24 protein-coding genes and 1 riboswitch are annotated in these 20,185 nt (G+C 47.9%); of the genes, 20 read left to right on the plus strand and 4 right to left on the minus strand.

Translation table 11 applies throughout. The features are described from left to right. Positions 1 to 87 precede the first annotated feature (87 nt). The 5 genes from VJ374_RS06120 (at position 88) to VJ374_RS06140 (ending at position 3,425) form a co-directional block, all read left to right on the plus strand. Entirely contained in the window at positions 88 to 468 is a 381-nt protein-coding gene (locus VJ374_RS06120) for a GntR family transcriptional regulator (RefSeq protein WP_056060644.1), read from the plus strand. Further along, positions 461 to 1,138 carry an ATP-binding cassette domain-containing protein gene (locus VJ374_RS06125; RefSeq protein ID WP_056060648.1) on the plus strand — a complete coding sequence of 226 codons (678 nt, stop codon included), beginning with the start codon at positions 461 to 463 and terminating at the stop codon, positions 1,136 to 1,138. Before VJ374_RS06120 ends, VJ374_RS06125 begins: the two co-directional genes overlap by 8 nt. Further along, positions 1,135 to 1,950, plus strand: a complete 816-nt coding sequence (locus VJ374_RS06130; RefSeq protein ID WP_329470562.1) for a hypothetical protein — start codon at positions 1,135 to 1,137, stop codon at positions 1,948 to 1,950. Before VJ374_RS06125 ends, VJ374_RS06130 begins: the two co-directional genes overlap by 4 nt. Positions 1,951 to 1,960: 10 nt before the next feature. Continuing rightward, positions 1,961 to 3,052 (plus strand): hypothetical protein, encoded by a 1,092-nt coding sequence (locus tag VJ374_RS06135; RefSeq protein ID WP_329470564.1) that lies wholly within the window; start codon positions 1,961 to 1,963, stop codon positions 3,050 to 3,052. Between the two features lie 79 nt (positions 3,053 to 3,131). Beyond that, positions 3,132 to 3,425, plus strand: coding sequence for a hypothetical protein (locus VJ374_RS06140; RefSeq protein ID WP_329470566.1), 294 nt, complete (start codon positions 3,132 to 3,134; stop codon positions 3,423 to 3,425). A gap of 28 nt (positions 3,426 to 3,453) precedes the next feature. On the opposite strand, the gene VJ374_RS06145 is transcribed toward VJ374_RS06140, so the two are convergent. Together VJ374_RS06145 and VJ374_RS06150 are read right to left on the minus strand one after the other, a co-directional pair. Beyond that, on the minus strand, positions 3,454 to 3,942 hold the full coding sequence (locus VJ374_RS06145) for a DoxX family membrane protein (RefSeq protein WP_329470568.1): 489 nt from the start codon (positions 3,940 to 3,942) through the stop codon (positions 3,454 to 3,456). A gap of 126 nt (positions 3,943 to 4,068) precedes the next feature. Continuing rightward, positions 4,069 to 5,253, minus strand: coding sequence for an MFS transporter (locus VJ374_RS06150; protein WP_290749450.1), 1,185 nt, complete (start codon positions 5,251 to 5,253; stop codon positions 4,069 to 4,071). Between the two features lie 190 nt (positions 5,254 to 5,443). Between VJ374_RS06150 and VJ374_RS06155 the strand changes: the two genes are divergently transcribed. From VJ374_RS06155 to VJ374_RS06190, 8 genes are all read left to right on the plus strand, one after another. After that, positions 5,444 to 5,869, plus strand: coding sequence for an OsmC family protein (locus VJ374_RS06155; RefSeq protein WP_023467853.1), 426 nt, complete (start codon positions 5,444 to 5,446; stop codon positions 5,867 to 5,869). Next, the gene (gene nagZ / locus VJ374_RS06160; protein WP_329470571.1) at positions 5,866 to 7,086 is read left to right on the plus strand and encodes a beta-N-acetylhexosaminidase; all 1,221 of its coding nucleotides are present in this window, start codon (positions 5,866 to 5,868) and stop codon (positions 7,084 to 7,086) included. The genes VJ374_RS06155 and nagZ overlap by 4 nt, the downstream gene beginning before the upstream one ends. 56 nt (positions 7,087 to 7,142) lie before the next feature. Then, a riboswitch (TPP riboswitch) is annotated at positions 7,143 to 7,245 on the plus strand. Between the two features lie 82 nt (positions 7,246 to 7,327). After that, a complete protein-coding gene (locus VJ374_RS06165; protein ID WP_329470574.1) occupies positions 7,328 to 7,921 on the plus strand; it encodes a thiamine phosphate synthase in 594 nt (197 codons plus the stop codon). Beyond that, positions 7,918 to 8,862 carry an FAD-dependent oxidoreductase gene (locus tag VJ374_RS06170; RefSeq protein WP_329470576.1) on the plus strand — a complete coding sequence of 315 codons (945 nt, stop codon included), beginning with the start codon at positions 7,918 to 7,920 and terminating at the stop codon, positions 8,860 to 8,862. Before VJ374_RS06165 ends, VJ374_RS06170 begins: the two co-directional genes overlap by 4 nt. Continuing rightward, positions 8,859 to 9,059, plus strand: coding sequence for a sulfur carrier protein ThiS (gene thiS, locus VJ374_RS06175; protein ID WP_329470579.1), 201 nt, complete (start codon positions 8,859 to 8,861; stop codon positions 9,057 to 9,059). Before VJ374_RS06170 ends, thiS begins: the two co-directional genes overlap by 4 nt. A 2-nt stretch (positions 9,060 to 9,061) precedes the next feature. Then, positions 9,062 to 9,826, plus strand: a complete 765-nt coding sequence (locus VJ374_RS06180) for a thiazole synthase (protein ID WP_290772315.1) — start codon at positions 9,062 to 9,064, stop codon at positions 9,824 to 9,826. Continuing rightward, complete coding sequence (locus tag VJ374_RS06185; protein WP_290749472.1) at positions 9,823 to 10,830, plus strand: ThiF family adenylyltransferase; 1,008 nt, start codon at positions 9,823 to 9,825, stop codon at positions 10,828 to 10,830. Before VJ374_RS06180 ends, VJ374_RS06185 begins: the two co-directional genes overlap by 4 nt. Positions 10,831 to 10,952: 122 nt before the next feature. Beyond that, the gene (locus tag VJ374_RS06190) at positions 10,953 to 11,309 is read left to right on the plus strand and encodes a hypothetical protein (protein WP_035408542.1); all 357 of its coding nucleotides are present in this window, start codon (positions 10,953 to 10,955) and stop codon (positions 11,307 to 11,309) included. Between the two features lie 132 nt (positions 11,310 to 11,441). Here VJ374_RS06190 and VJ374_RS06195 read toward each other — a convergent pair whose 3' ends face one another. Next, on the minus strand, positions 11,442 to 11,810 hold the full coding sequence (locus tag VJ374_RS06195) for a hypothetical protein (protein WP_329470584.1): 369 nt from the start codon (positions 11,808 to 11,810) through the stop codon (positions 11,442 to 11,444). A gap of 286 nt (positions 11,811 to 12,096) precedes the next feature. Between VJ374_RS06195 and VJ374_RS06200 the strand changes: the two genes are divergently transcribed. From VJ374_RS06200 to VJ374_RS06220, 5 genes are all read left to right on the plus strand, one after another. After that, entirely contained in the window at positions 12,097 to 13,218 is a 1,122-nt protein-coding gene (locus VJ374_RS06200) for an exonuclease SbcCD subunit D (protein WP_035409684.1), read from the plus strand. After that, positions 13,200 to 16,205: an SMC family ATPase gene (locus VJ374_RS06205; RefSeq protein ID WP_329470586.1), complete on the plus strand. Its 3,006-nt coding sequence runs from the start codon at positions 13,200 to 13,202 to the stop codon at positions 16,203 to 16,205. The genes VJ374_RS06200 and VJ374_RS06205 overlap by 19 nt, the downstream gene beginning before the upstream one ends. Positions 16,206 to 16,218: 13 nt before the next feature. Next, positions 16,219 to 17,010, plus strand: coding sequence for an AAC(3) family N-acetyltransferase (locus VJ374_RS06210; protein ID WP_329470588.1), 792 nt, complete (start codon positions 16,219 to 16,221; stop codon positions 17,008 to 17,010). A gap of 57 nt (positions 17,011 to 17,067) precedes the next feature. Then, positions 17,068 to 17,805: a Bax inhibitor-1/YccA family protein gene (locus VJ374_RS06215; protein ID WP_290755621.1), complete on the plus strand. Its 738-nt coding sequence runs from the start codon at positions 17,068 to 17,070 to the stop codon at positions 17,803 to 17,805. A 105-nt stretch (positions 17,806 to 17,910) separates the two neighbouring features. Then, positions 17,911 to 18,450: a class I SAM-dependent methyltransferase gene (locus VJ374_RS06220; protein ID WP_329470590.1), complete on the plus strand. Its 540-nt coding sequence runs from the start codon at positions 17,911 to 17,913 to the stop codon at positions 18,448 to 18,450. Positions 18,451 to 18,502: 52 nt separating this feature from the next. Here VJ374_RS06220 and VJ374_RS06225 read toward each other — a convergent pair whose 3' ends face one another. Next, positions 18,503 to 18,808, minus strand: a complete 306-nt coding sequence (locus tag VJ374_RS06225) for a hypothetical protein (protein ID WP_329470592.1) — start codon at positions 18,806 to 18,808, stop codon at positions 18,503 to 18,505. Between the two features lie 138 nt (positions 18,809 to 18,946). Between VJ374_RS06225 and VJ374_RS06230 the strand changes: the two genes are divergently transcribed. Further along, the gene (locus tag VJ374_RS06230; protein WP_290782169.1) at positions 18,947 to 19,672 is read left to right on the plus strand and encodes a nuclease-related domain-containing protein; all 726 of its coding nucleotides are present in this window, start codon (positions 18,947 to 18,949) and stop codon (positions 19,670 to 19,672) included. Between the two features lie 75 nt (positions 19,673 to 19,747). After that, on the plus strand, positions 19,748 to 20,170 hold the full coding sequence (locus VJ374_RS06235) for a MarR family winged helix-turn-helix transcriptional regulator (protein WP_035408512.1): 423 nt from the start codon (positions 19,748 to 19,750) through the stop codon (positions 20,168 to 20,170). Positions 20,171 to 20,185 lie beyond the last annotated feature (15 nt).

Raw genomic sequence — 20,185 nt, forward strand, 5'->3', positions numbered from 1 at the left:
TTGACAGACAAACTGTATGGTGAGTATGATACAGAAGAGAAGTGTATTAATGTTTTAATACATTACACAGAAAAGGGAGGTCTACCGATGCAGTTCGACCAAAGAAGCCCGGTGTACCTGCAGGTCGTCCGTTGGTTCAAACAACGAATCGCGACCGAGGAATTGCAAAGCGGGCAAGAAATCCCGTCCCGCCGCGAAATTGCCGCACAGCTCGGAATCAATCCGAATACCGCACAAAAAGCATATAAAGAGATGGAGGAGCAGCAATTGATTACGACAGAACGGAATGTCCCGAGTAAGATTACACGCGATCCACAAGTCGTCCAAAAAGTACGGACCGAGATGCTTGAAGAAGCAGTCTCTGAATTCATCGATGCCGTCAAGGCGATTCAAATTCCACTTGATGAGGTCGTCTCGAAAGTTGAGACCGTCTATCAGGAAACGGAACGGAGGAAGATCGATGCTTGAAGTTCATGGCTTACAAAAGAAGTACGGAAAAAAACCAGTCCTTCAAGGCGTTTCGTTCTCCGTTCCGATGGATCAATTGACATGTCTGATCGGTTTGAACGGTGAGGGGAAATCGACGATCCTGAAAGCAATCGCAGGACTTGTTCCAGTCAACGCAGGAACGATTCTCGTCGATGGCGAGATCAACCGAAATAAGATCGCCTTCGTTCCAGATATTCAGACGATGCCCGGCTACATGACGGTCGGTGACGCGCTGACGTATATGGCGGATTATTATTCTGATTGGAATCAAGAGACTGCGAATGAATTGATGCGAATTTTCCAGCTACTTTCAACAGATAAGATTACCGACTTATCAAAAGGAAACCAGGCGAAGGTCAGCTTAATTCTCGGATTTGCTCTCGATCGTCCGTACTTATTACTCGACGAACCGTTCGCAGGAATTGATTTGTTTACGAAAGAACAGATTGCAGGATTATTCTCAAGCCACTTCATGGAAGGGCGCGGTATCCTGATGACGACACACGAAATTCAGGAAATCGAGCATTTGATCGACCGGGTCGTCTTCTTACAGGACGGTCGAATCATCGATGAACATGAGACAGAAGAGATGCGAGAACTGTACGGGAAGTCGGTTCAGGACCGGATGCGGGAGGTCTATCAGCGATGAAACAATACATACAATTGACGAATGAAGAGATTAAACGGAGTTTTAAGTTATATGTAATTGCCGTGCTTGTGATGGCGGCGATTGAATTGATATCAGTCATTGCACAAGTGATGCTTCATGAGCAAAAAATCAAGAATTTCATGGAGAATAATCGTGCAAAATTATCAGACGCACTTCAGCAAATCGGAAAGCTAGATTACGCGGATACGACTTCTTTTTTCGTATTTATGACCTTAATAGGAATTGTATTTGTTGTGATTTACGCATTTCAAATTTGGTATCGTGATTGGCTTGGGGAAACAAAATACATCTATCGACTATTAATGCTTCCAGGGAGCAGATATAGCATCTTCTTTTCAAAATTAACTGCTGTATTTCTGGTTATGATTAGCTTTATTGGTTTGCAATGGTGTTTTCTTAAGGTTGGATCTTATTTATTTGATTGGTGGATCCAAGCGGAGTATCAAAAAAGTTCTAATACGAATATATTCAGTAGTTCATTGGAAGAATTTTATACGACGAATTTAACTAATATGATTCTCATCATCCTTATTTCTACAATGGTTATCTGTTTAATCTTTTTGCTCGTTTTGTTGGAACGATCGTATCGAAAAGTAAAAGGAATGATTCGAATCGCGATTGAAATTACAATTTTTATAGCGTATTCGTTCATTTGTATCTATTTTTTAGATCAGACACATTTATTACTAAGTTCTGAAAAAGATGCTTTATTCATAGGGTTTGTTTTTGTCTATATGATTTACGCCTTGTGGAGAAGTTTACGACTTTTGAAATGGAAAATCTCGGTCTAAGGAGGATAATATGCGATCATATAAATATTTTATAAGTTTTATACTAATCAGTGTCGCGTCACTAGCTTTTTATGTGGGATACGTCTTAACTTTAGAAAAACCTGAATTAGTAGTTGAAACCAAGAGCGGTAGCCCGAAGCAAAGCACTCTTCAAAATCTACAAATTAACTTAATCGATGTAGTTCGTCAACCTACAGACTACTCTGTTTCGATTAAAGATGGACAAGTCTCTGAATCAAAATCATCATATCTAAATAATATGTATCTCGATCGTGTTTATTTAAACGATGGAGCGCCACGGTCATTTAAACAGTTCATGCAAGAAGAAACGTATACTCTCATGCAAGATTCTGTGACTTACGGATTAAAAGGTCGAGAAGACGGTAGTTGGGAGTTGCAATATTGGGATCTTAAAACTAAAAAATTGACGACAAAACAATTGAGCACTCCCTCAGAAGTTAATAATAAAAAGTACGCCTACTCACCCTTTCAACGAACAGAAGATCTACTTTATGTGGAGCGCTATTCGATGGATGAGCAAATCCCCAAAAGCTTTATTTATATTATTAACTTAAAAAATAATCGCGTACGCAAACAACTACTACCAATAGAATTAAAGAAAAATGAATACATTGAGTCATTCTATAAAGGACAACTACTTTATTCTCAAACATATTTTCCTAAGAATAACCCCGATACTGAACAGCAGCGTCTGCTGATGACAGACGGAAAAAAGACGAAACGATTAAAACAACTGGAAGGAGAAGATTTTAACACTCGAATTTTAAATGAAGGCAAATTAATCGTGACGATAAATGAAAATGATGAGACACAGTTAAGTTGGAATACGTTCGATATGGAGTCGGAAAAATATACAGTACATCAAGTTCCACTTCCTGATCGTAAAAAATTCACAGATGGAGGTGGATTCCCGGTCTCTATTTTGGAAAATGGACGCATTTATTTTTCTTATCAGCTAAAAAATGATGATTACAGAGTATTGGTTTTCAATCCGACATCAGCAAATATTGAATATGAAGGAAACATTACGAATAAAAATCCAAAGATTAAGTTATCACTAAGTGATATGCGATTGAAGTAAGTTATAGAAATTTCATTCAATCACTTGAAACCTCCCGTTTTCTTCCAACGTATAAAGACTATACAAGGGGGGAACTCACATGCAATTCTTGATTTTTGTCATCTTCGCAGGTGCTATGTACTGGTTTTATTACAATTTCTTACTCGGATACCGTAAGAAAAACATCACGCTGACGTTTGACGATCGGTTTTATTCACTCGACGAACATGTCGCAGCCATCGAACAAAAGCTTGCAATGGATGGGCATTCGGCACGTTATCTCGGTGACCGTCGTTTTGAAGTTGATGGCAAACCTTATCTGTTCCTCGAGCGGACAGTCCCAGTCGGCGGGGTTCCGACACAGCAGACGATTCTCGAGCAACAAAAAAAATAACTCTCCCGCGTTTGGGAGAGTTTTTTCGTTAGACCGGAATCCGGTCGAGGGGATGTGGTTGTTGCGACGAACGATACCAGTGTATGATCCAATGATCAATACCGATTTGATACGCAAAGCGTCCTGCAGCAAGTAAGACGATTGAGGCAGCTAAGAACAACGGGTTTAACGCAATCGTTCCAGCAAGTAAGTAATTGAGATTCATGATGCTCCCGACGACCAGTGCAGGAACCGTCAATAGACTGAGAATCAACAAGATCCCGACGACGAGTTCTGCGAACGGAATCAAGACGTTGATCAGCCCGACGTTTGGTAAGGCGAGTTGCTCGATCCACGTCGCGTACCACGAACTGACGAGTGCGTCTTCGCCTATCGCTTTCGTTAGCGCCCCTTCAAGAAACGGTTTTGCATCAAAGCCATTGATGTACTTGCCGATCCCGGCGATGAACCACTGAATTCCGAGCCAGAGCCGGATGATCGTCACTAAACTGATGCCGATGATGTGTAATGCTTTCACTTTCAGACACTCCTCTACTACAACATAGTCCCCATCATACTGAAAAATCATCAGTAAGATAGGGACTATCATCATAACGTCATCGAACCGTCATCGACCTGTTACAAAAAAGGATAAGGTAGCCGTTCATGACCGCTGATCGAGACGATGACTGATTGCAGTTAATAAAGCAGCGACAAGCGCAACAAGCCCACCGACCAGTGCCGTGTTCATCATCGGACCGTTCGCATAAACGATGCCACCGAGTGCCGAACCGAAGGCAATCCCGACATTACTTGCAACCGGCATCAAGGAAGCGGCGAGTCCTTTTGCTTCCGGATTGAACTTTTCGGCGAGGTCAATCAAGTAGATTTGTGTCGAAGTCGTCAATAAAATCGACATCAATGACATCAAGGCGATGTTAAACAGACCAAGTGAAAGGGATACTGTCGTGAAGTATAATGCAGCAAGGACGATTGCTTGCACGACGAAGACGAACCGTAAGCGACCCATCGGATTTTTACTTGCAATCTTGCCGGCAAGGATGTTACTGAAGATCGAGACGACACCGTAAGCGAGCAGGATCGGACTAATCCATGTCTTCGCGATGCCGAGTTCCGTTTGCAGGATCGGCACGAGGTACGTGTAGACGACGTAAGTTGCTCCGAAGCCGAACGACGGAATGAAGAAGGCAATCAGGATCCGTGGATTAGCGAGCAATCCAAGCTGCTCCTTGATTGAACCGGAGCCCGTCGATTGCTGGACGGGAACGATCTTCCACACAGCGAGGAACGCAATCATTCCCATGACTGTCGTCAGCCAGAACGTGGCTGCGAAGCCAGCGTGTTGACCGATGAACGTACCGATCGGAACACCGAGGACGTTCGCGAGTGTAAAACCACCAAAAATGAACGAAACGGCGACACCGCGCTTCGCGACAGGTACGCCATCGCTTGCGACGACCATTGCGAGCGAGATCAAGACACCGGTCAGGATGGCAGTCAGGATGCGGGTTGCGAGCAATACTTCGTAACTTGGAGCAAAACTACTGGCAAGGTTCAGTAAGACCCAAGCGAGTAACAGACGTAGGATCAGGCGACGCCGTTCCAGGTGACCGGTCAGCGACATTACAATCGGTGTACCAATCGCAAAGGAGATGGCAAATGCCGAGACGAGCGTACCGGCTGTTGCGATCGTGATATTAAGAGCTGAGGAGATTTCAGCGAGGATCCCGACGATGACGAATTCGCTTGTTCCGAGAACGAACGTCAGGAGCGACAACGTGGCGATCAACAGCCAATCGCGTCGACTTAAACGAGTAGTAGGTGACATGGATGATTCCTCAATTCTGGCGCTTGCGCGCGAAACTATGAGTAACAGGATAGCATGAAACGATTTCGTCGGGTATCGCAAAGCGAGAATTCGGGAAAAGAACCATTATTCGAAATAGCGTGTGAATTTCCAGGCTTGCTGTTTTTTGCGTATACTACAGAAGAAGACTACTGACAAAGGAGTGGAAACGATGCAAGCGACAGTGACATGGAACAAACAGATGGGGTTTAGTGGACAGACGGAATCAGGGCATCATCTTGCGATGGATGCAGCACCGGAGAACGGTGGCGAAAATCAAGCACCACGACCGACTGAACTGCTGCTACATGCCGTTGCCGGCTGTACTGGAATCGACATCGTCTCGATTTTAGAGAAGATGCGCTTGACGATTACTCATTTCGAAATGGATATCGAAGGGGAACGGGCAGAGGATCATCCGCGGCGCTTTACGTCGATCTCGATTCATTACCGGCTTGAAGGTGATCTCCCGGAAGATAAGGTCCGTCGCGCCATCTCGTTATCAAAAGATAAATATTGTTCGGTCTCGCAATCCTTGAACGCTGAGATTTCCGTCTATTATTCCATCAATGGTGTCCGGAGCGAGGATCCTTTGTGAAGAAAGTAGCACTGATCGGTTGCCTGTTGCTTGCAGGGTGTGCGCAGGAGACGACGGAACCAACGAAACCATCACAACCAGCAAAGAAGCAACCGACGGAGGCGAAGAAATCAAAGCCTGAGCCGACAAAGGAAGAGCAGCAACAAGCACGATTAAAGCAGCAACTTGAAGCGATGTCGACGTCAGAAAAGATCGATCAATTGCTCTATATCGGAGTTGCCGGAACGGAACTTTCAGCAGCTGACCGGAAATTGTTGCAGACGCATGCGATCGGTGGGGTCTTACTGCTTGGTGGGAATATTACGTCAGAAGATCAACTCTTGACGTTCACGCGTGCCATTCAAGAAACGAACCAAAAACCGTATGTTTTCGTCGGGGTTGATGAAGAGGGCGGACGGGTCAGCCGGGTACCGGATCAACGATTACGTCTCCCGACGAGTCAACGGATGGCGCAAGGTGCAGATGCTGCAAAAATGGAAGATGTCGGACGTACGCTCGGTCACCTGTCACGATTTTATGGGTTCAACATGGACTTCGCACCGGTCCTTGACGTCAATAGCAATCCGAACAATCCAATCATCGGCGACCGTGCGTTAAGTGCTGATCCGAAGACCGTCGCGACTCTCGGTACGGCCCTGATGCATGGGATGCAAGAGACGGGAACGATTCCGGTCGTCAAACATTTTCCCGGTCACGGCAATACGAGTGTCGATTCCCATGTCGGTTTGCCGAGAGTGACAGCATCAAAGGAAGAACTGAAGCGAACGGAACTGTTACCGTTCCAAGAAGCGATTCAAGAGGGCGCCGAGATGGTGATGGTCGCCCATATTCTCTATCCCGCGTATGACGATCAAAATCCATCTTCGCTCTCGAAGCCGATCTTGACTGACCTCTTGCGTCAACAACTCGGATTCAAGGGTGTCATCATCACGGATGACCTTGTCATGGGGGCGATCACGAAACGATATGGTCTTGCGGAAGCGGCACGTCAGGCACTTGTCAATGGAGCTGATATGGCGATGTTTTCGGAAGCAGGTGCCTATCCGAAGGTCCACACCGAAGTGATGCAAGCGGTTAAAGAAAAAACGTTGTCGTCAGAGATGCTCGATGCTAAAGTGATGCGGATCTTAAAGCTGAAGCAGATCTATGCCGACAGCCAGAAGCAACAGCGACCGACGAAATCGGAGCTTGTTCAGCAAGTGGAAGCGCTCAACTAGGACTAGCGAAGCAAAGCGACTCATGCTAGACTAATGGGGCAAGCCAATTAAACACGAAAAGACACTAGGGGAGTCTCGCAGCAGACTGAGACGGAAGTATCCGGACCCTTTGAACCTGATCTAGTTCGTACTAGCGGAGGGAAGTGGCTCGAAACCTTAGATATCCTTAGCGCTTCAGCGCATTTTCGGACCACTCCCTTCAACATCGGGAGTGGTCCTTTTTCGTATGGAAAGGAAGAACATGATGCGTCTACATCTGATTTCGACGGGATCCATCAATCCACGCGATGGAGTGGAAACCTTTCAATCGCTTCAACCATATACGGATCAGCTTCATCTTCGAGAACCAAATTTGTCGGCAACAGAATTGTTAGATCTGATTGACGCGCTCCTTGCAAAAGGGTATTCGTCTGATCAATTAACCGTTCACGACCGGGTCGACGTCGCCCATGTCGCTGGCATCGGTGTGCAATTGACGCGACGTTCCTTACGTGTCTGCGATGTTCGGCGACACTTTCCGAATCTCATCATCGGGAAATCCGTCCACTCTCTGGCAGAAGCACTTGCAGCGGAAGCGGAAGGAGCCGACCGACTGCTGTACGGTCATATTTATCCGACAGCGTCGAAACCAAACGTGCCACCGCGAGGGATCGATGCCTTGAAGCAAGTTGTCACTTTCACGACGAAACCAGTCATCGCAATCGGCGGGATCACTCCTGATCGCATTCCTGAGATCGCAGCGACCGGTGCAAGCGGAATCGCCGTCTTATCCGGTATTCTCGGTCAAGCGGACCCGCATGCTGCCATTCAGCGTTATCAGGGGGTACGGGTATGACGGATCACATCATCATCGGTGGTGGAGTCATCGGTTTGACGCTTGCTTACAGTCTCGCTTGTCAGAACGTATCCGTTCTTGTCCTTGATCGCGGAACATGCGGACAAGGGACGAGTCGGGCGGCTGCCGGGATGCTTGCGACGGACATCGAGCTGAGAGAAGAATTGCATACGCTTGCCGCGCGAAGTCGCTGTCTGTATCCGTTACTTGCGCGACGCCTCACGCGCGAGACCGGGATCGATTGTGGCTACCGGGAACAACCATTTTTATTGAAACAAAATGGGCAAGAATACTTATTTCCATCGGTCGGTCAAATCGATCCGCGACGACTAACGACTGCATTGATGCATGTCTTACGAAATCGTGGGGTACCAATCGAAGAACAGGTGGACGTCACGCGAATCGAGGAGAGTAATGATTTCATTAGGGTTGAGTCGAACACGGGAACGTGGACGGGACGAACGGTGACGGTTGCTGCCGGACGCGGGTCCCAAGCCTTGCTCGATACAGCTGGCATTTCGATTGCGACATATGGGGTCAAAGGGGAGTGTCTCGCAGTCCGTCTCGCGGGTCAGCCGTTACGCTCGATCCTGTTTGATGACGCCGTCTACCTCGTACCGAAAGCGGACGGACGGATATTGATCGGTGCGACAGACCTACCGCACGACGAGACGATCGGTGTTAGTGTCGCAGGAGTCACGTCACTGCTTCAAGCAGCAGAGCGTCTCTATCCACCGATCCGTGATGCTGTCATCGAAGAAGTCTGGTCAGGCGTACGACCACAAACAGAGTTCGGCTTGCCATATATCGGAGTCGCCGATTCATCCCGTCGGATCTTTATAGCGACGGGGCATCATCGGCATGGCATATTACTCGCACCGGCGACAGCGGAAGTCTTGGCAAACACATTACGGTTGATCCTAAAGGAGGAAGTTCGATGAACATTACGATTAACGGCAACGACCACACCATTGAACAGATTGGGACGATTGAGGACATGCTCACGCAACTTGGCTTAGGGGAAAAACTCGTCATCGTCGAACAGAACCGACAGATCATCGACCGCGGAGCTTACGATCAAACGGTCGTTCGGAACAATGACATATTCGAAATCGTTCATTTCGTAGGAGGAGGATAAACATGCTACAAATTGGAGAAAAGACATTCGAATCACGATTATTACTCGGAACGGGGAAATATACGGATGCTACGGTACAGCAGGAGGCCATCGATGCGTCCGCTTCACAAATCTTGACGTTCGCTGTCCGGCGGCTCGATCTCTTCGACAAACAACAACCGAATTTCTTGGAGTCGCTTGATTTAACAAAGTATGATTTACTACCGAACACGGCTGGTGCGAAGACAGCGGAAGAAGCGGTTCGGCTAGCGAAACTTGCGCGGGCATCCGGTATGTGTGACATGGTCAAGGTCGAAGTGATTGGGTGCGATAAGACATTACTACCTGACCCAATCGAGACGTTACGGGCTTCTGAAGAGTTACTTAAAGAAGGATTCATCGTCTTACCGTATACATCGGACGACGTCGTCCTTGCACGACGACTCGAGGAACTCGGCTGTCATGCCATCATGCCGGCTGCGTCACCGATCGGTTCCGGGCAAGGCATCCTCAATCCGCTCCACCTAAAGTTCATCATCGAGCAGACGACGGTGCCTGTCATCGTCGACGCTGGAATCGGTTCTCCAACTGACGTTGCCTATGCAATGGAACTGGGAGCGGATGGTGTCTTATTGAACTCCGCTGTAGCCCATGCCCAGGATCCGGTCAAGATGGCGCGCGCGATGCGACTAGCCGTCGAAGCAGGGCGCTTCGGATACGAAGCGGGACGAATCGAGAAGAAACAGTATGCAGTCGCGAGTAGTCCAACGAGTGGATTGATTCGATGACACGTTATTCACGCCAAACTCGATTTCAACCGATCGGAGAAGCAGGACAAGCACGCTTCGCAGCAGCAAAGGTACTGATCATCGGGATGGGGGCACTCGGAACAGCATCGGCAGAACAACTCGTTCGCGCCGGTGTCGGTGTCGTCCGAATCGTCGACCGCGATTATGTCGAGTGGAGTAATCTACAACGGCAACAACTCTATACGGAGGACGATGCACGGCACATCGTACCGAAGGCGATTGCTGCAAAAGCGCGGCTTGAAGCGATTAATTCGACGGTGACGATCGAAGCACATGTATTAGATGTCGACCGGGCAGCGCTGACATGGCTTCTCGATGATATCGATCTCATCATCGATGCGACGGATCATTTCGATATTCGTTTACTGATGAACGATATGGCATTGTTGCGCTCGATTCCGTGGATTTACGGCGGCTGCGTCGGCAGTTACGGGATTACTTTCACTGTTCGTCCGGGAGAGACGCCGTGTCTGCAGTGCCTGCTCGATCAATTACCACGTGATCAGGAGACGTGTGATACGGCGGGAATCATCGGTCCAGCTGTTCAGATGGTCGCCTCTCTACAAGTGACGGAAGCGTTGAAGTGGTTGAGCGGGAAGACGGACGCGCTGCGGACACGTCTGCTTGCCTTTGACGTGTGGTCGAATACATTCCAACAAATCAACGTCCAGTCACTGAAGCAAACAGAGTGCCCCTCGTGCGGCATCGAGCCGTCTTATCCTTATTTATCGAATCAAACGGTGCGTTTCACGGCACTGTGCGGTCGCGATGCCGTTCAAATCCGTGGAGACGGGCAGCGGGATCTCGAACAATTAAAACAACGCCTCCAGCCGGTTGCGTCGATTTCCGCCCATAATCCATACTTGCTGGCGTTTACGACGGATGAGCATCGAATGGTCGCCTTTCGAGATGGTCGTGTCTTGATTCATGGCGAGGCGGATCTCGTTAAAGCAAAACGACTGTATCACGCCTATTTCGGATAAACGTTCATAAAACAGTAAAACTAATTTTAAAAATATATGTTTTAAATGTTTAAAAAACAGGTAAATAAGACTTCAGACATAAATCGGTCTACAGGTTTTGAACGTGAAGAGGAGTGATTCAGATGAAACAAGAATTCGATCCAATGAAGGATCAAGCACAGACGGAAGAAACACAGGCGGTTGTCCAGCAAGCCAACTGGAATCCGGACCGGTACCGGACGAACTTGAACCCATTCTATCTGTCACCTTGTAGTGTCGAACGTAGAGAAGATGTGCATCAGGATGCATCGAAGATTCTCGAAGTCGAGACGTCGTCGCCCCTCCAACAACTTTTTGAACACAATCAAGCAACGCATACATCCGAACCAACGGGCAAAAAATTTAAGACAGGCATCGTCGTCGGTGTCGGTGCGATCATTGGCGGATCAGTTTCTGTGATTCGTTCCGTCCAACGTTTTAGAAAGCAACGGACGAAGTAATACGCTCGTTGTGAAAGCACAAAAAGCAGGAGGCATTCGCCTCCTGCTTTTTTTTTGCAACCTCTTCATTTCACAAAGAAAAGAAGGGATTTTCGTATGTATATTGTTTCTATTTTGATATTTCTAGATTTATCAGTTCGTTATGTTATCAAACGCGGTAGATTTACCGTTTACGTAAACATCGATGATTTCATGTTCAGGATCTAAAGTTAATTTATAGACATGCTGCTTTGTCTTCTTATGAGTTTTAGATTCATTCAATTTAATCTTCAGCGTATCTCCTTGTGCTTCAAGATCAGAAGCGACTGCTTTCTTTGTGCGATAGATAATATAGGCGATATCGTCTTTCGTGTTGATCATTTGCAAAGTAGTGGCAGGATTTATTTTCGATTGGAGAGCGTTAGGTACTATTTTTAGCTCACTAAAACTGAGTTTAGAATCGTTTGCGTTACAGGCTGATAAAGTAGTACATAATATAGTCAACATTAATAATTTCTTCATATTTTTGCTCCTTCGATTCGAGTGGAAATGTATACCTTATATCTTAGCAGTTTTTTGAAGTTCCAAGTCATCAAAAGGTATAAGGTCAACGGAAATTGACTTGATGTTAAAGATAAAGTAGCTTTTTGATCAAAAAAATTCTAATTTTTTTTGTTTAAATGTATGGTAGTGTCGCTGTGTGTTAGGATAACTCCTCCTTTTTGTGTTCCAAACAGATGTTCGTCGCAGAACGAACGCTCGCATGCTACACTTAAGCTACTATATTTAAAAAGTGAGTGTGATGAAGATGAAATGGATACATACTGCCGATTGGCATCTCGGTAAAATCGTTCATGGCGAGTCGATGCTCGGGAACCAACGGGCGGTCCTGAGCGAGTTTTTGACACTCGTCGATCGCGAACAACCGGATGCAATCGTCATTGCGGGTGACTTATACGACCGTGCCGTCCCGCCGACAGAAGCCGTTGAACTACTCGATGAGACGCTCGCTGCTCTGATTCTTGACCGGGACATACCGGTCATTGCGATCAGCGGAAATCATGATTCAGCCGAACGGTTAAGTTTCGGAACGACGTTACTTCAACGGGCGGGTCTACACCTTGTTGGAAAATTGACGCCGGTCATCAAGCCGGTCGCGATCAAGGGAGTATCATTTTACCCGGTGCCGTTCGCTGATCCTGCGACCGTCCGGTATGTGCACAATGATGAAACGATCAAGACACATGATGACGCAATGCGGACGATCCTTGCCGGATGTGTCCCAGACGGACCGAGTGTTCTCGTCGGTCATGCCTTTGTCATCGGTGGACTCGAGACAGATTCGGAGCGGCAATTATCCGTCGGAACGGCAGGGCAAGTTAGTGCGAGCCAGTTTGCACCGTTTACCTATACAGCACTCGGTCATTTGCACAACCCGCTTGCAATTCAATCCGAGACGGTCCGATACAGCGGATCGCTCTTGAAATATTCGTTTTCAGAAGCACATCACGTCAAAGGCGTCGATGTGTTGACGTTGAACGATACTGGTACGTTCGATCGTCGATTCGAACCGCTTGCACCAAAACGTGATTTGCGAGAACTGACTGGTAGTCTCGATGAATTGACGGATCCTGCGTTCGTTGCGACGCAAGTCACGGATGATTATTTAAAAATCAACCTGACGGACGGCGAAGCCTTGATGGATCCGATGGGCAAGCTGAAAAAAATCTATCCGAACATCCTGCACCTCGAGCGAATCGGATTCGTCCGCGAGAGTACGCGGGCGGTCAAAGCATCGCGTGAGCAGGTCAAGGATGCTTCTGTTGCGGATCTGTTCAGTGAATTTTATGAAGCAGTTCGTGAGAAGAAGCCGACGGAAGCGATGCGAGCCGTCTTGAAGGAGGAAGCGACATGCGCCCAGAACGACTGACATTACGCGCCTTTGGTCCGTTTGCTGGTGAAGAGACGATTGATTTCACGGCACTTGCTGGACGGACGATGTTCGTCATTTCCGGGAATACAGGGGCTGGGAAAACGACGATTTTTGATGCATTGACGTTCGCCCTGTATGGTGAGACGTCCGGTGGTGAGCGGGAAATGAGTGAGTTGCGAAGTCATTTTGCCGTACCTGAACAAAAGACGGAAGTCGAACTGGAGTTTACGCTGAAAGGAGAACGGTACCGGATCATCCGGCAACCGAGTCAACCGCATCCGGTCAATAAAACCGGCTATTCGCATGAAGCAGAGTTCGCTCGGTTCGACGGCGTGGCGTGGAAACCACTTGCCATCAAGATTCCGGAAATCAAGCAGCGCGTTCAAGAATTGATCCAGCTCGACCATAAACAGTTTTCACAAATTCTCCTGTTGCCGCAAAATAAGTTCCGGGAACTGTTGATGGCAGAGTCAAAAGATAAATTGCAGATTCTCAAACAACTGTTCAAGACGGAACATTATGGTGAGTTCCAACAACGCTTGCACCGACAAGCGCTCGATCTTGCGGCACGCATCAAGGAAACGAAGACGAAACAATGGGCCAAGCTTGAGGAGTTACCCCTGCAAGCAAACTGGAGTGAATTAACTGAAGCGGACATCCGGTTACGAATGGAAGCGTTGACGACGGAACGGGATGAGTGGTTGACAGCGGCTCATGAAGCGGAGCAACAAACACGTACGATCGTCGAGAGCAAAACGACACGGTTGCAACAGGGCGAACAACTCGAAGCAGCTTTCCAAGAGCAAGAGCAACTTCAACGGACGGAGCAGTTGTTGCTTGAACGATCATCCGACATTAAGCGGATGCAAGAAGAAGCAACGGCTGCCGAACGTGCTCAAATCGTCGCACCATTTTTTGATCAATGGCAACAAGATCAAGAACAGCTAACACGACTTAAACGGCAACAGCAAGAAACCGAACAGCACGTCACGCGCTTGACAGAGCGGCAAGGCACCGTTCAAGACAAAGTAAATCGATTACTGGCGGAAGAACCGCAGATTGAACAACTGAGTCGTCGTCTTGAGAAAATTCAAGAAGAATGCGAACGGTTGGAAGCGGAGACCCTCTTACGGCAACAACAGCAACAACTGACAGAACGCTTAAAGCAACTTGATCCGGAACCGTTCAGGAGACAACTTGAACAAACGCGGACGGAGCGAAAGACCGTTCAGGAACAGCTACGACCATTGCAGAACGTCGGAGCAGAACGCTTACAGGCGCAAGAACGACGCTTCACCCTGCAACAGTTGGCGACGAAGTTCGCAGAGTATGACAAGTTGGAAGCAGAGCGACAACAGTTGATCGTCCGCGGTACAAGCGTCCGGAATCAAAAAGAGGCGGCAGCGCGAGCGTATGAAGTAGCTCGTAAAAGTGAACGGGAACAACTGGCTGCTGAACTTGCCAAGGGATTGACGGACGGGCTGGCTTGTCCTGTCTGTGGCAGTACGTCGCATCCGCAACATGCTGTCGCTGTCGCACAGGAACTATCGGTCGATGTAGCACAACAGCGGTTCTTAGAAGCACAACAAGCGCATCAAGAGTTACAAGCCTCTTACCGGACGGTTGCAGAGCGTCTGCAACAACTGACGATCGAGATTCAAAAAACTAGTGAAAACGAGTCAACTCATGCGGAAGTTTTAGCACAGCTTCGGGAAATCGAACAGACGGAAGTCCGATTAGCGTCAGCACAGACGGAAAAAGAACGTCTTGAAACATGTCTTCAACAACTCGAACAATCGCTAGAGCAACTACAGTTGAAGATTGATAGGGTGGTAAAAGACCAAACTGTCATCGAATCGGAATTGGCACACTTGACTGGTCGCCTGAGTCAATCTGGAGAATTCGTAAAATCGTTATCAGCACTTCGTGAAGAACAACAACAGGCAGAAACACGCATCGAGCAGTTCGAGCAAGATAAACAGCGCCAGTTACGCGAAAAGGAACAGCTCGATCGTGACTTAGCGGAACACCAAGGACGATTGCGTCAATTGATCGAAGCTCTTTCGGAACAGCGCGACCGTCTGACGAAGCGCGAAAACGAATTACAAGCAGTCTTGTCAGAAGAAGCGTTTCCGACGATCGAAGCCTTCCGCGATGCGAGACGGTCACGCGAAGACATTCGTCTACTCCATGAACGGCTGGAACAAGACCGCCTAGAGCGGCAGGAATTGAAGCTGAAACAGGAACAAGCTCGCTTGAAGACGGAAGGTCAAGTGCGTCCGGATCTTGAACTGTTGCGGATGGACTTGAAGACGGCGTCGCTCGAACTGACGGAGCGGACCGATCGACGTGTCGGGCTCGAGAAGGAAAGGGCACATATTGATCAGTTGATAACGGCGTGGGAAAACTTGCAACGCCAGATTGAGGACGAGGATGCGAGATACGGAGTCATCGGCGAACTCGCTCGCGTTGGTGTCGGGGAGAATGCGCAACGGATGACATTCGAGACGTACGTCCAGACGGCATACTTCGATGAAATCTTGTTCGCCGCAAACCGACACCTGCATGAGATGACATCGGGTCGTTTTCAGCTCGAGCGAAAAACGGAGGCAGGAAAAGGACTCAAAAAATACGGACTTGATTTAAATGTCTTTGACGCTTACACGTCGCAAACACGTCACGTCAAGACGTTGTCCGGTGGAGAAAGCTTCAAGGCGTCCCTTGCACTTGCGCTTGGACTATCGGAAGTCGTGCAAGAAGCAAGTGGAGGAGTGTCGCTTGAGACGATGTTTATCGATGAAGGATTTGGAACACTTGATCCGGAATCGCTCGAACAAGCGATCGAGACGTTGCTTTCAATTCAAGCGAGCGGCCGTATGGTCGGGATCATCAGTCATGTGCAGGAGCTGAAGTCACGTGTTGATGCGAAAATCGAAGTCAAGCAAGGAAAAACGGGGTCGACGATAGCATTAGTCGTCGAGTAAGGAGATCAGAACGATGGAAACACGAAACATGGTCACGAAATCACAAATCAAAGAAGCGTTACGCGAATTAGGTGTGACGTCCGGTATGAAGCTGTTCGTCCATACGTCACTCAAACAAATTGGCTGGATTCCTGGTGGGGTACAAGCATTGATTGAGGCACTACAGGAAGTGGTCACAACTGAAGGGTTGATCATGATGCCGGCGCAAAGTACGGATAATTCAGATCCGAAGAACTGGAGCCAACCGGCTGTACCTGAAGAATGGTGGGAAACGATCCGTCGGGAGATGCCGGCATATGACCTGGCAAAAACGGTCACACGTGGTATCGGTCGTGTACCGGAAGTCTTTCGAACGTATCCAGGTGTAGTCCGAAGCGAGCATCCGATGTGGTCGGTGACCGCATGGGGGAAGGATGCGGCGACATTCGTTGCCGATCATAAACTGGAAAACGGTTTCGGTCCTGGCTCACCGATTGAACGCTTCATCGAGGCCGACGGTCAAATCCTGCATATCGGTTCGCCTTGGGATACGACGACCGTCTGGCATTATGCCGAATACGGACTGAATCGCCCGGACGTCGAGGACGGTTGTAAAGTCAGAGAAGGAACGACGGAACGGTTCATCCATTACCGACACCGTCAAGTCGATAGTGATGCATTTGGTCCGATCGGGGAAGCGCTCGAAGGGTCGGACTTCGTGACGTCCGGTTTGATTGGGCAAGCGAAATCACACCGCATCGATGCCAAAGCCTCGATCCCAGTCGTCATGTTGCAATTAAAAGCACTCGATCAATGGTTATTTTGAAACTTTTTCGGGAAGCTTTCGTAATACAAAGCAGAATCATAAAAAGGAGTGAATGCAATGGCTTCACGTTTTAAAGTTAACCCGGCATTGCGTCGTGGCTTCGATACGGCACGTGTTGGAGAACGACCGATGACGAAAAGCGGGACGATGAGTAAGATTTTCTTACTGCTCGCTCTCGTCACGGCAGCAGCAGGTGGAAGTTGGTTCTTCCTCGCAGAAAACCAAGGATTGTTGTTCCCAGCCTTGATTGGTGGACTGGTCATCGGTCTAATTCTTGCCTTGGTCATCACATTCAAACCGGCGACGGCACCGGTTCTTTCACCGGTCTATGCGATCGTTGAAGGGGTGGCAGTCGGAGCGTTATCGCTCATGTTCGAAAGCATGTATCCAGGAATCGTCGGGAAGGCAGTCGTTGCGACATTCGTCGTTGCATTTGCGATGTGGTTCGTCTACTCGACAGGCATGATAAAAGTGACGCAACGTTTCCGTTCTGCGGTAACAGCAGCGATTCTCTCGATCTTCGTCTTGTATGCAGTCAACTTGATTCTCTCGTTATTTGGTGTCGACCTCCCATTCATGACAGGTAGCTCACCGCTTGCGATTGGTATTCAGTTCGTCATCGTCATCGTGGCATCCCTGTCACTCGTGATGGACTTCGATTTTATCTCGCAACAAGTTCGTGCGGGTGCTCCGAAATCGATGGAGTGGGTTGCAGCATTCGGATTGATCGTGACGATCATCTGGCTCTATATCGAATTACTCGATCTCTTGTATCGCCTTGCAGCACGAGATTAACAGCAACAGACGACGGATTCTCCGTCGTCTGTTTTTTGTCGCAAGCAGGGACAAATGTGTGAAATGAGAATTAATAGAATGGTGAAATAAGAAGGAGGATCTCGTATGAAAGAACGTATCGTTATTGGAGCCGGACCGTACTACAACAATCCCGGCTGGTATCATACACAGGAAGATGAGTTGAATCTGCTCAATCGGTCCGATTGGGAACGGTTGTGTTCGAACGACACGTTGCAAGCAATTCTTGCCGAACACGTCTGGGAGCACTTGACGTTTGAAGAAGGGATTGACGCGGCACGTCATTGTTATACATATCTTGCGCCAGGGGGATACGTCCGTTGTGCAGTGCCGGACGGTAATTTTCGAGATGAGGCATACCAAGCAATCGTTCAAGTCGGTGGCCCCGGTCCTGCTGACCATCCGGCGGCGAGTCATAAAATCGTCTATACATATGAAACGTTACAGCAAGTATTTAAAGAAGCTGGATTTCAAGTGTGCCTTCTAGAATATTTCGATCAGAACGGATCGTTTCATCAAGCAGATTGGAACGGAGATGACGGCATCATTTTCCGCTCGAAACGATACGATCCCCGAAATGCAGAACAGATGAAATTTCCTTCGTTGATACTTGATGCACATAAATGAATACATAGTTGGAAAAGACCATCTGAACTTCACTGTCAGATGGTCTTTTTAATCATAATCCGTGCTCGCTTTTTAGTTGATCGACATACTGTTTCGCTTCAAGTAAGGAGAAACCGAGTGATTCCCGAACCCGTTTGACAGCTTCAACCGTCTTTCCTTCATGAAGCAACTGAACCAGTTCGACTTGTAACGCTGCTTCTTCTAGTGACACCTCATTCAGACCGAGGTGCTCTTCGATCCGTTGTAGCTTCTTCAGAATCGTTTGTTGACGGCGTTTCGCTTCGTCTGCTTTTTGAGATAAGGACATCCAGATGAAGAATAAGACGATTAGTGGTGCGAACGTGACGACAGAATCCATGGAGAACACCTTCCTTTGTTTTACCGTACCATAGGATAGTCACCATAACAAATAGTGGAAAATGAGGTGGAAATTGATTATGCTGATATAGTGGAAAATAAAGGTTAATATGGAAGGGAGATTAATCTAGTGGACAATGTGTTAGTGACATTTTTGCCATTCTTGATTCAAGTTGGACTGCTCATGGTGCTGTTCTTCTTCGGAACGTTCGGTTTGTTCTTCTTCGTCAAACGAAGTTCATATCACAATAGCCGGTATTACCGACTGACACGCGAGCCGTTTTTACGGATTGTTCGTGATAAAGGAAAATGGGGCGAGTACTTGACGACACGTCAACTCGATCAAGTGTCCGGATACGGCACGTATGTCTTTAATACATACTTACCACGTGCGCGTGGAGAAGGAACGACGGAAATCGATGTGACGTTCATTCATGAAAGTGGCATCTATGTACTCGAATCGAAAAACTACAGCGGGTGGATTTTCGGACGCGAGCAGGACCGTCAGTGGACGCAGCAGTTCCAGAATCGCTTCAAACAACGGTTTTATAATCCGATCAAACAAAATGAAGGGCATCTCAAAAGCATGCAACGCTTCTTAGAAGGAACGGATCCTGCGCTCTTTCACTCCTTGATCGTTTTCAGCGAACGCTGTGAACTGAAAAAAATCACGGTCGATTCAGCGCATGTCCGTGTCTTGAAACGAAACGTCTTACGTAAGACGATCGAGCAACTCGCGACAGAAAAGCCGTTGACACCGAGTCAAGTCGATACGATTGCAGGAAAACTCGGTGTTCATTCACAAGTCGATCGTGCCACCCAACAAGCGCATATCGATGGGATTCGTCAACGACAGGCAAAATGAGACCGTTGACGAGCTCATTCTCCTTCAGGTATAGTGAATAAATAATAAGTAGTGCAACTATATGGAGATGATGGGATGAAAGAATCGGAATGGTCGCTTGGAATGCAATTATCCCGTAGTTATTATGCGTTCAAACGTGCTGCTGCTAAACGGATGGAAGCGTTCGGTCTGACACCAGAGCAGTTTTCTGTCCTGAGCGAACTCGCTAAACAAGATGGTGTTTCGCAAAAGCAGCTGGCACTCGTGACAGAACGTGATCAAACGACGATCGGTAAGATTCTCGATAAGCTCGGTAAAAAAGAACTAATCGTTCGGACGCCGGACCCCCGGGACCGACGAGCGGTTCTGCTCTTGATGACACGAGAAGGACGCGACATCGTCGATCGCCTCGGGCCAGAGCTCGATCAGCTACAACTCGAAGCGTTCCGTGGACTATCGCGAGAGCAAATCGAGCAATTAAAAGTAACACTTGAGACCATTCACCGGAATGTGACGTGAATGGTTTTCCTTCGG

The organism is Exiguobacterium sp. 9-2, from assembly GCF_036287235.1.
In the GTDB taxonomy this organism is placed as follows: Bacteria; Bacillota; Bacilli; order Exiguobacteriales; family Exiguobacteriaceae; genus Exiguobacterium_A.

What these genes read in the sequence shown, in the direction of transcription:
- VJ374_RS06120 (WP_056060644.1), top strand. Translation starts at nt 88, where the DNA reads ATGCAGTTCGACCAAAGAAGCCCGGTGTACCTGCAGGTCGTCCGTTGG.
- VJ374_RS06125 (WP_056060648.1), top strand. Translation starts at nt 461, where the DNA reads ATGCTTGAAGTTCATGGCTTACAAAAGAAGTACGGAAAAAAACCAGTC.
- VJ374_RS06130 (WP_329470562.1), top strand. Translation starts at nt 1,135, where the DNA reads ATGAAACAATACATACAATTGACGAATGAAGAGATTAAACGGAGTTTT.
- VJ374_RS06135 (WP_329470564.1), top strand. Translation starts at nt 1,961, where the DNA reads ATGCGATCATATAAATATTTTATAAGTTTTATACTAATCAGTGTCGCG.
- VJ374_RS06140 (WP_329470566.1), top strand. Translation starts at nt 3,132, where the DNA reads ATGCAATTCTTGATTTTTGTCATCTTCGCAGGTGCTATGTACTGGTTT.
- VJ374_RS06150 (WP_290749450.1), bottom strand. Translation starts at nt 5,253, where the DNA reads ATGTCACCTACTACTCGTTTAAGTCGACGCGATTGGCTGTTGATCGCC.
- VJ374_RS06155 (WP_023467853.1), top strand. Translation starts at nt 5,444, where the DNA reads ATGCAAGCGACAGTGACATGGAACAAACAGATGGGGTTTAGTGGACAG.
- VJ374_RS06165 (WP_329470574.1), top strand. Translation starts at nt 7,328, where the DNA reads ATGATGCGTCTACATCTGATTTCGACGGGATCCATCAATCCACGCGAT.
- VJ374_RS06170 (WP_329470576.1), top strand. Translation starts at nt 7,918, where the DNA reads ATGACGGATCACATCATCATCGGTGGTGGAGTCATCGGTTTGACGCTT.
- thiS (WP_329470579.1), top strand. Translation starts at nt 8,859, where the DNA reads ATGAACATTACGATTAACGGCAACGACCACACCATTGAACAGATTGGG.
- VJ374_RS06180 (WP_290772315.1), top strand. Translation starts at nt 9,062, where the DNA reads ATGCTACAAATTGGAGAAAAGACATTCGAATCACGATTATTACTCGGA.
- VJ374_RS06185 (WP_290749472.1), top strand. Translation starts at nt 9,823, where the DNA reads ATGACACGTTATTCACGCCAAACTCGATTTCAACCGATCGGAGAAGCA.
- VJ374_RS06190 (WP_035408542.1), top strand. Translation starts at nt 10,953, where the DNA reads ATGAAACAAGAATTCGATCCAATGAAGGATCAAGCACAGACGGAAGAA.
- VJ374_RS06195 (WP_329470584.1), bottom strand. Translation starts at nt 11,810, where the DNA reads ATGAAGAAATTATTAATGTTGACTATATTATGTACTACTTTATCAGCC.
- VJ374_RS06200 (WP_035409684.1), top strand. Translation starts at nt 12,097, where the DNA reads ATGAAATGGATACATACTGCCGATTGGCATCTCGGTAAAATCGTTCAT.
- VJ374_RS06205 (WP_329470586.1), top strand. Translation starts at nt 13,200, where the DNA reads ATGCGCCCAGAACGACTGACATTACGCGCCTTTGGTCCGTTTGCTGGT.
- VJ374_RS06210 (WP_329470588.1), top strand. Translation starts at nt 16,219, where the DNA reads ATGGAAACACGAAACATGGTCACGAAATCACAAATCAAAGAAGCGTTA.
- VJ374_RS06215 (WP_290755621.1), top strand. Translation starts at nt 17,068, where the DNA reads ATGGCTTCACGTTTTAAAGTTAACCCGGCATTGCGTCGTGGCTTCGAT.
- VJ374_RS06220 (WP_329470590.1), top strand. Translation starts at nt 17,911, where the DNA reads ATGAAAGAACGTATCGTTATTGGAGCCGGACCGTACTACAACAATCCC.
- VJ374_RS06225 (WP_329470592.1), bottom strand. Translation starts at nt 18,808, where the DNA reads ATGGATTCTGTCGTCACGTTCGCACCACTAATCGTCTTATTCTTCATC.
- VJ374_RS06235 (WP_035408512.1), top strand. Translation starts at nt 19,748, where the DNA reads ATGAAAGAATCGGAATGGTCGCTTGGAATGCAATTATCCCGTAGTTAT.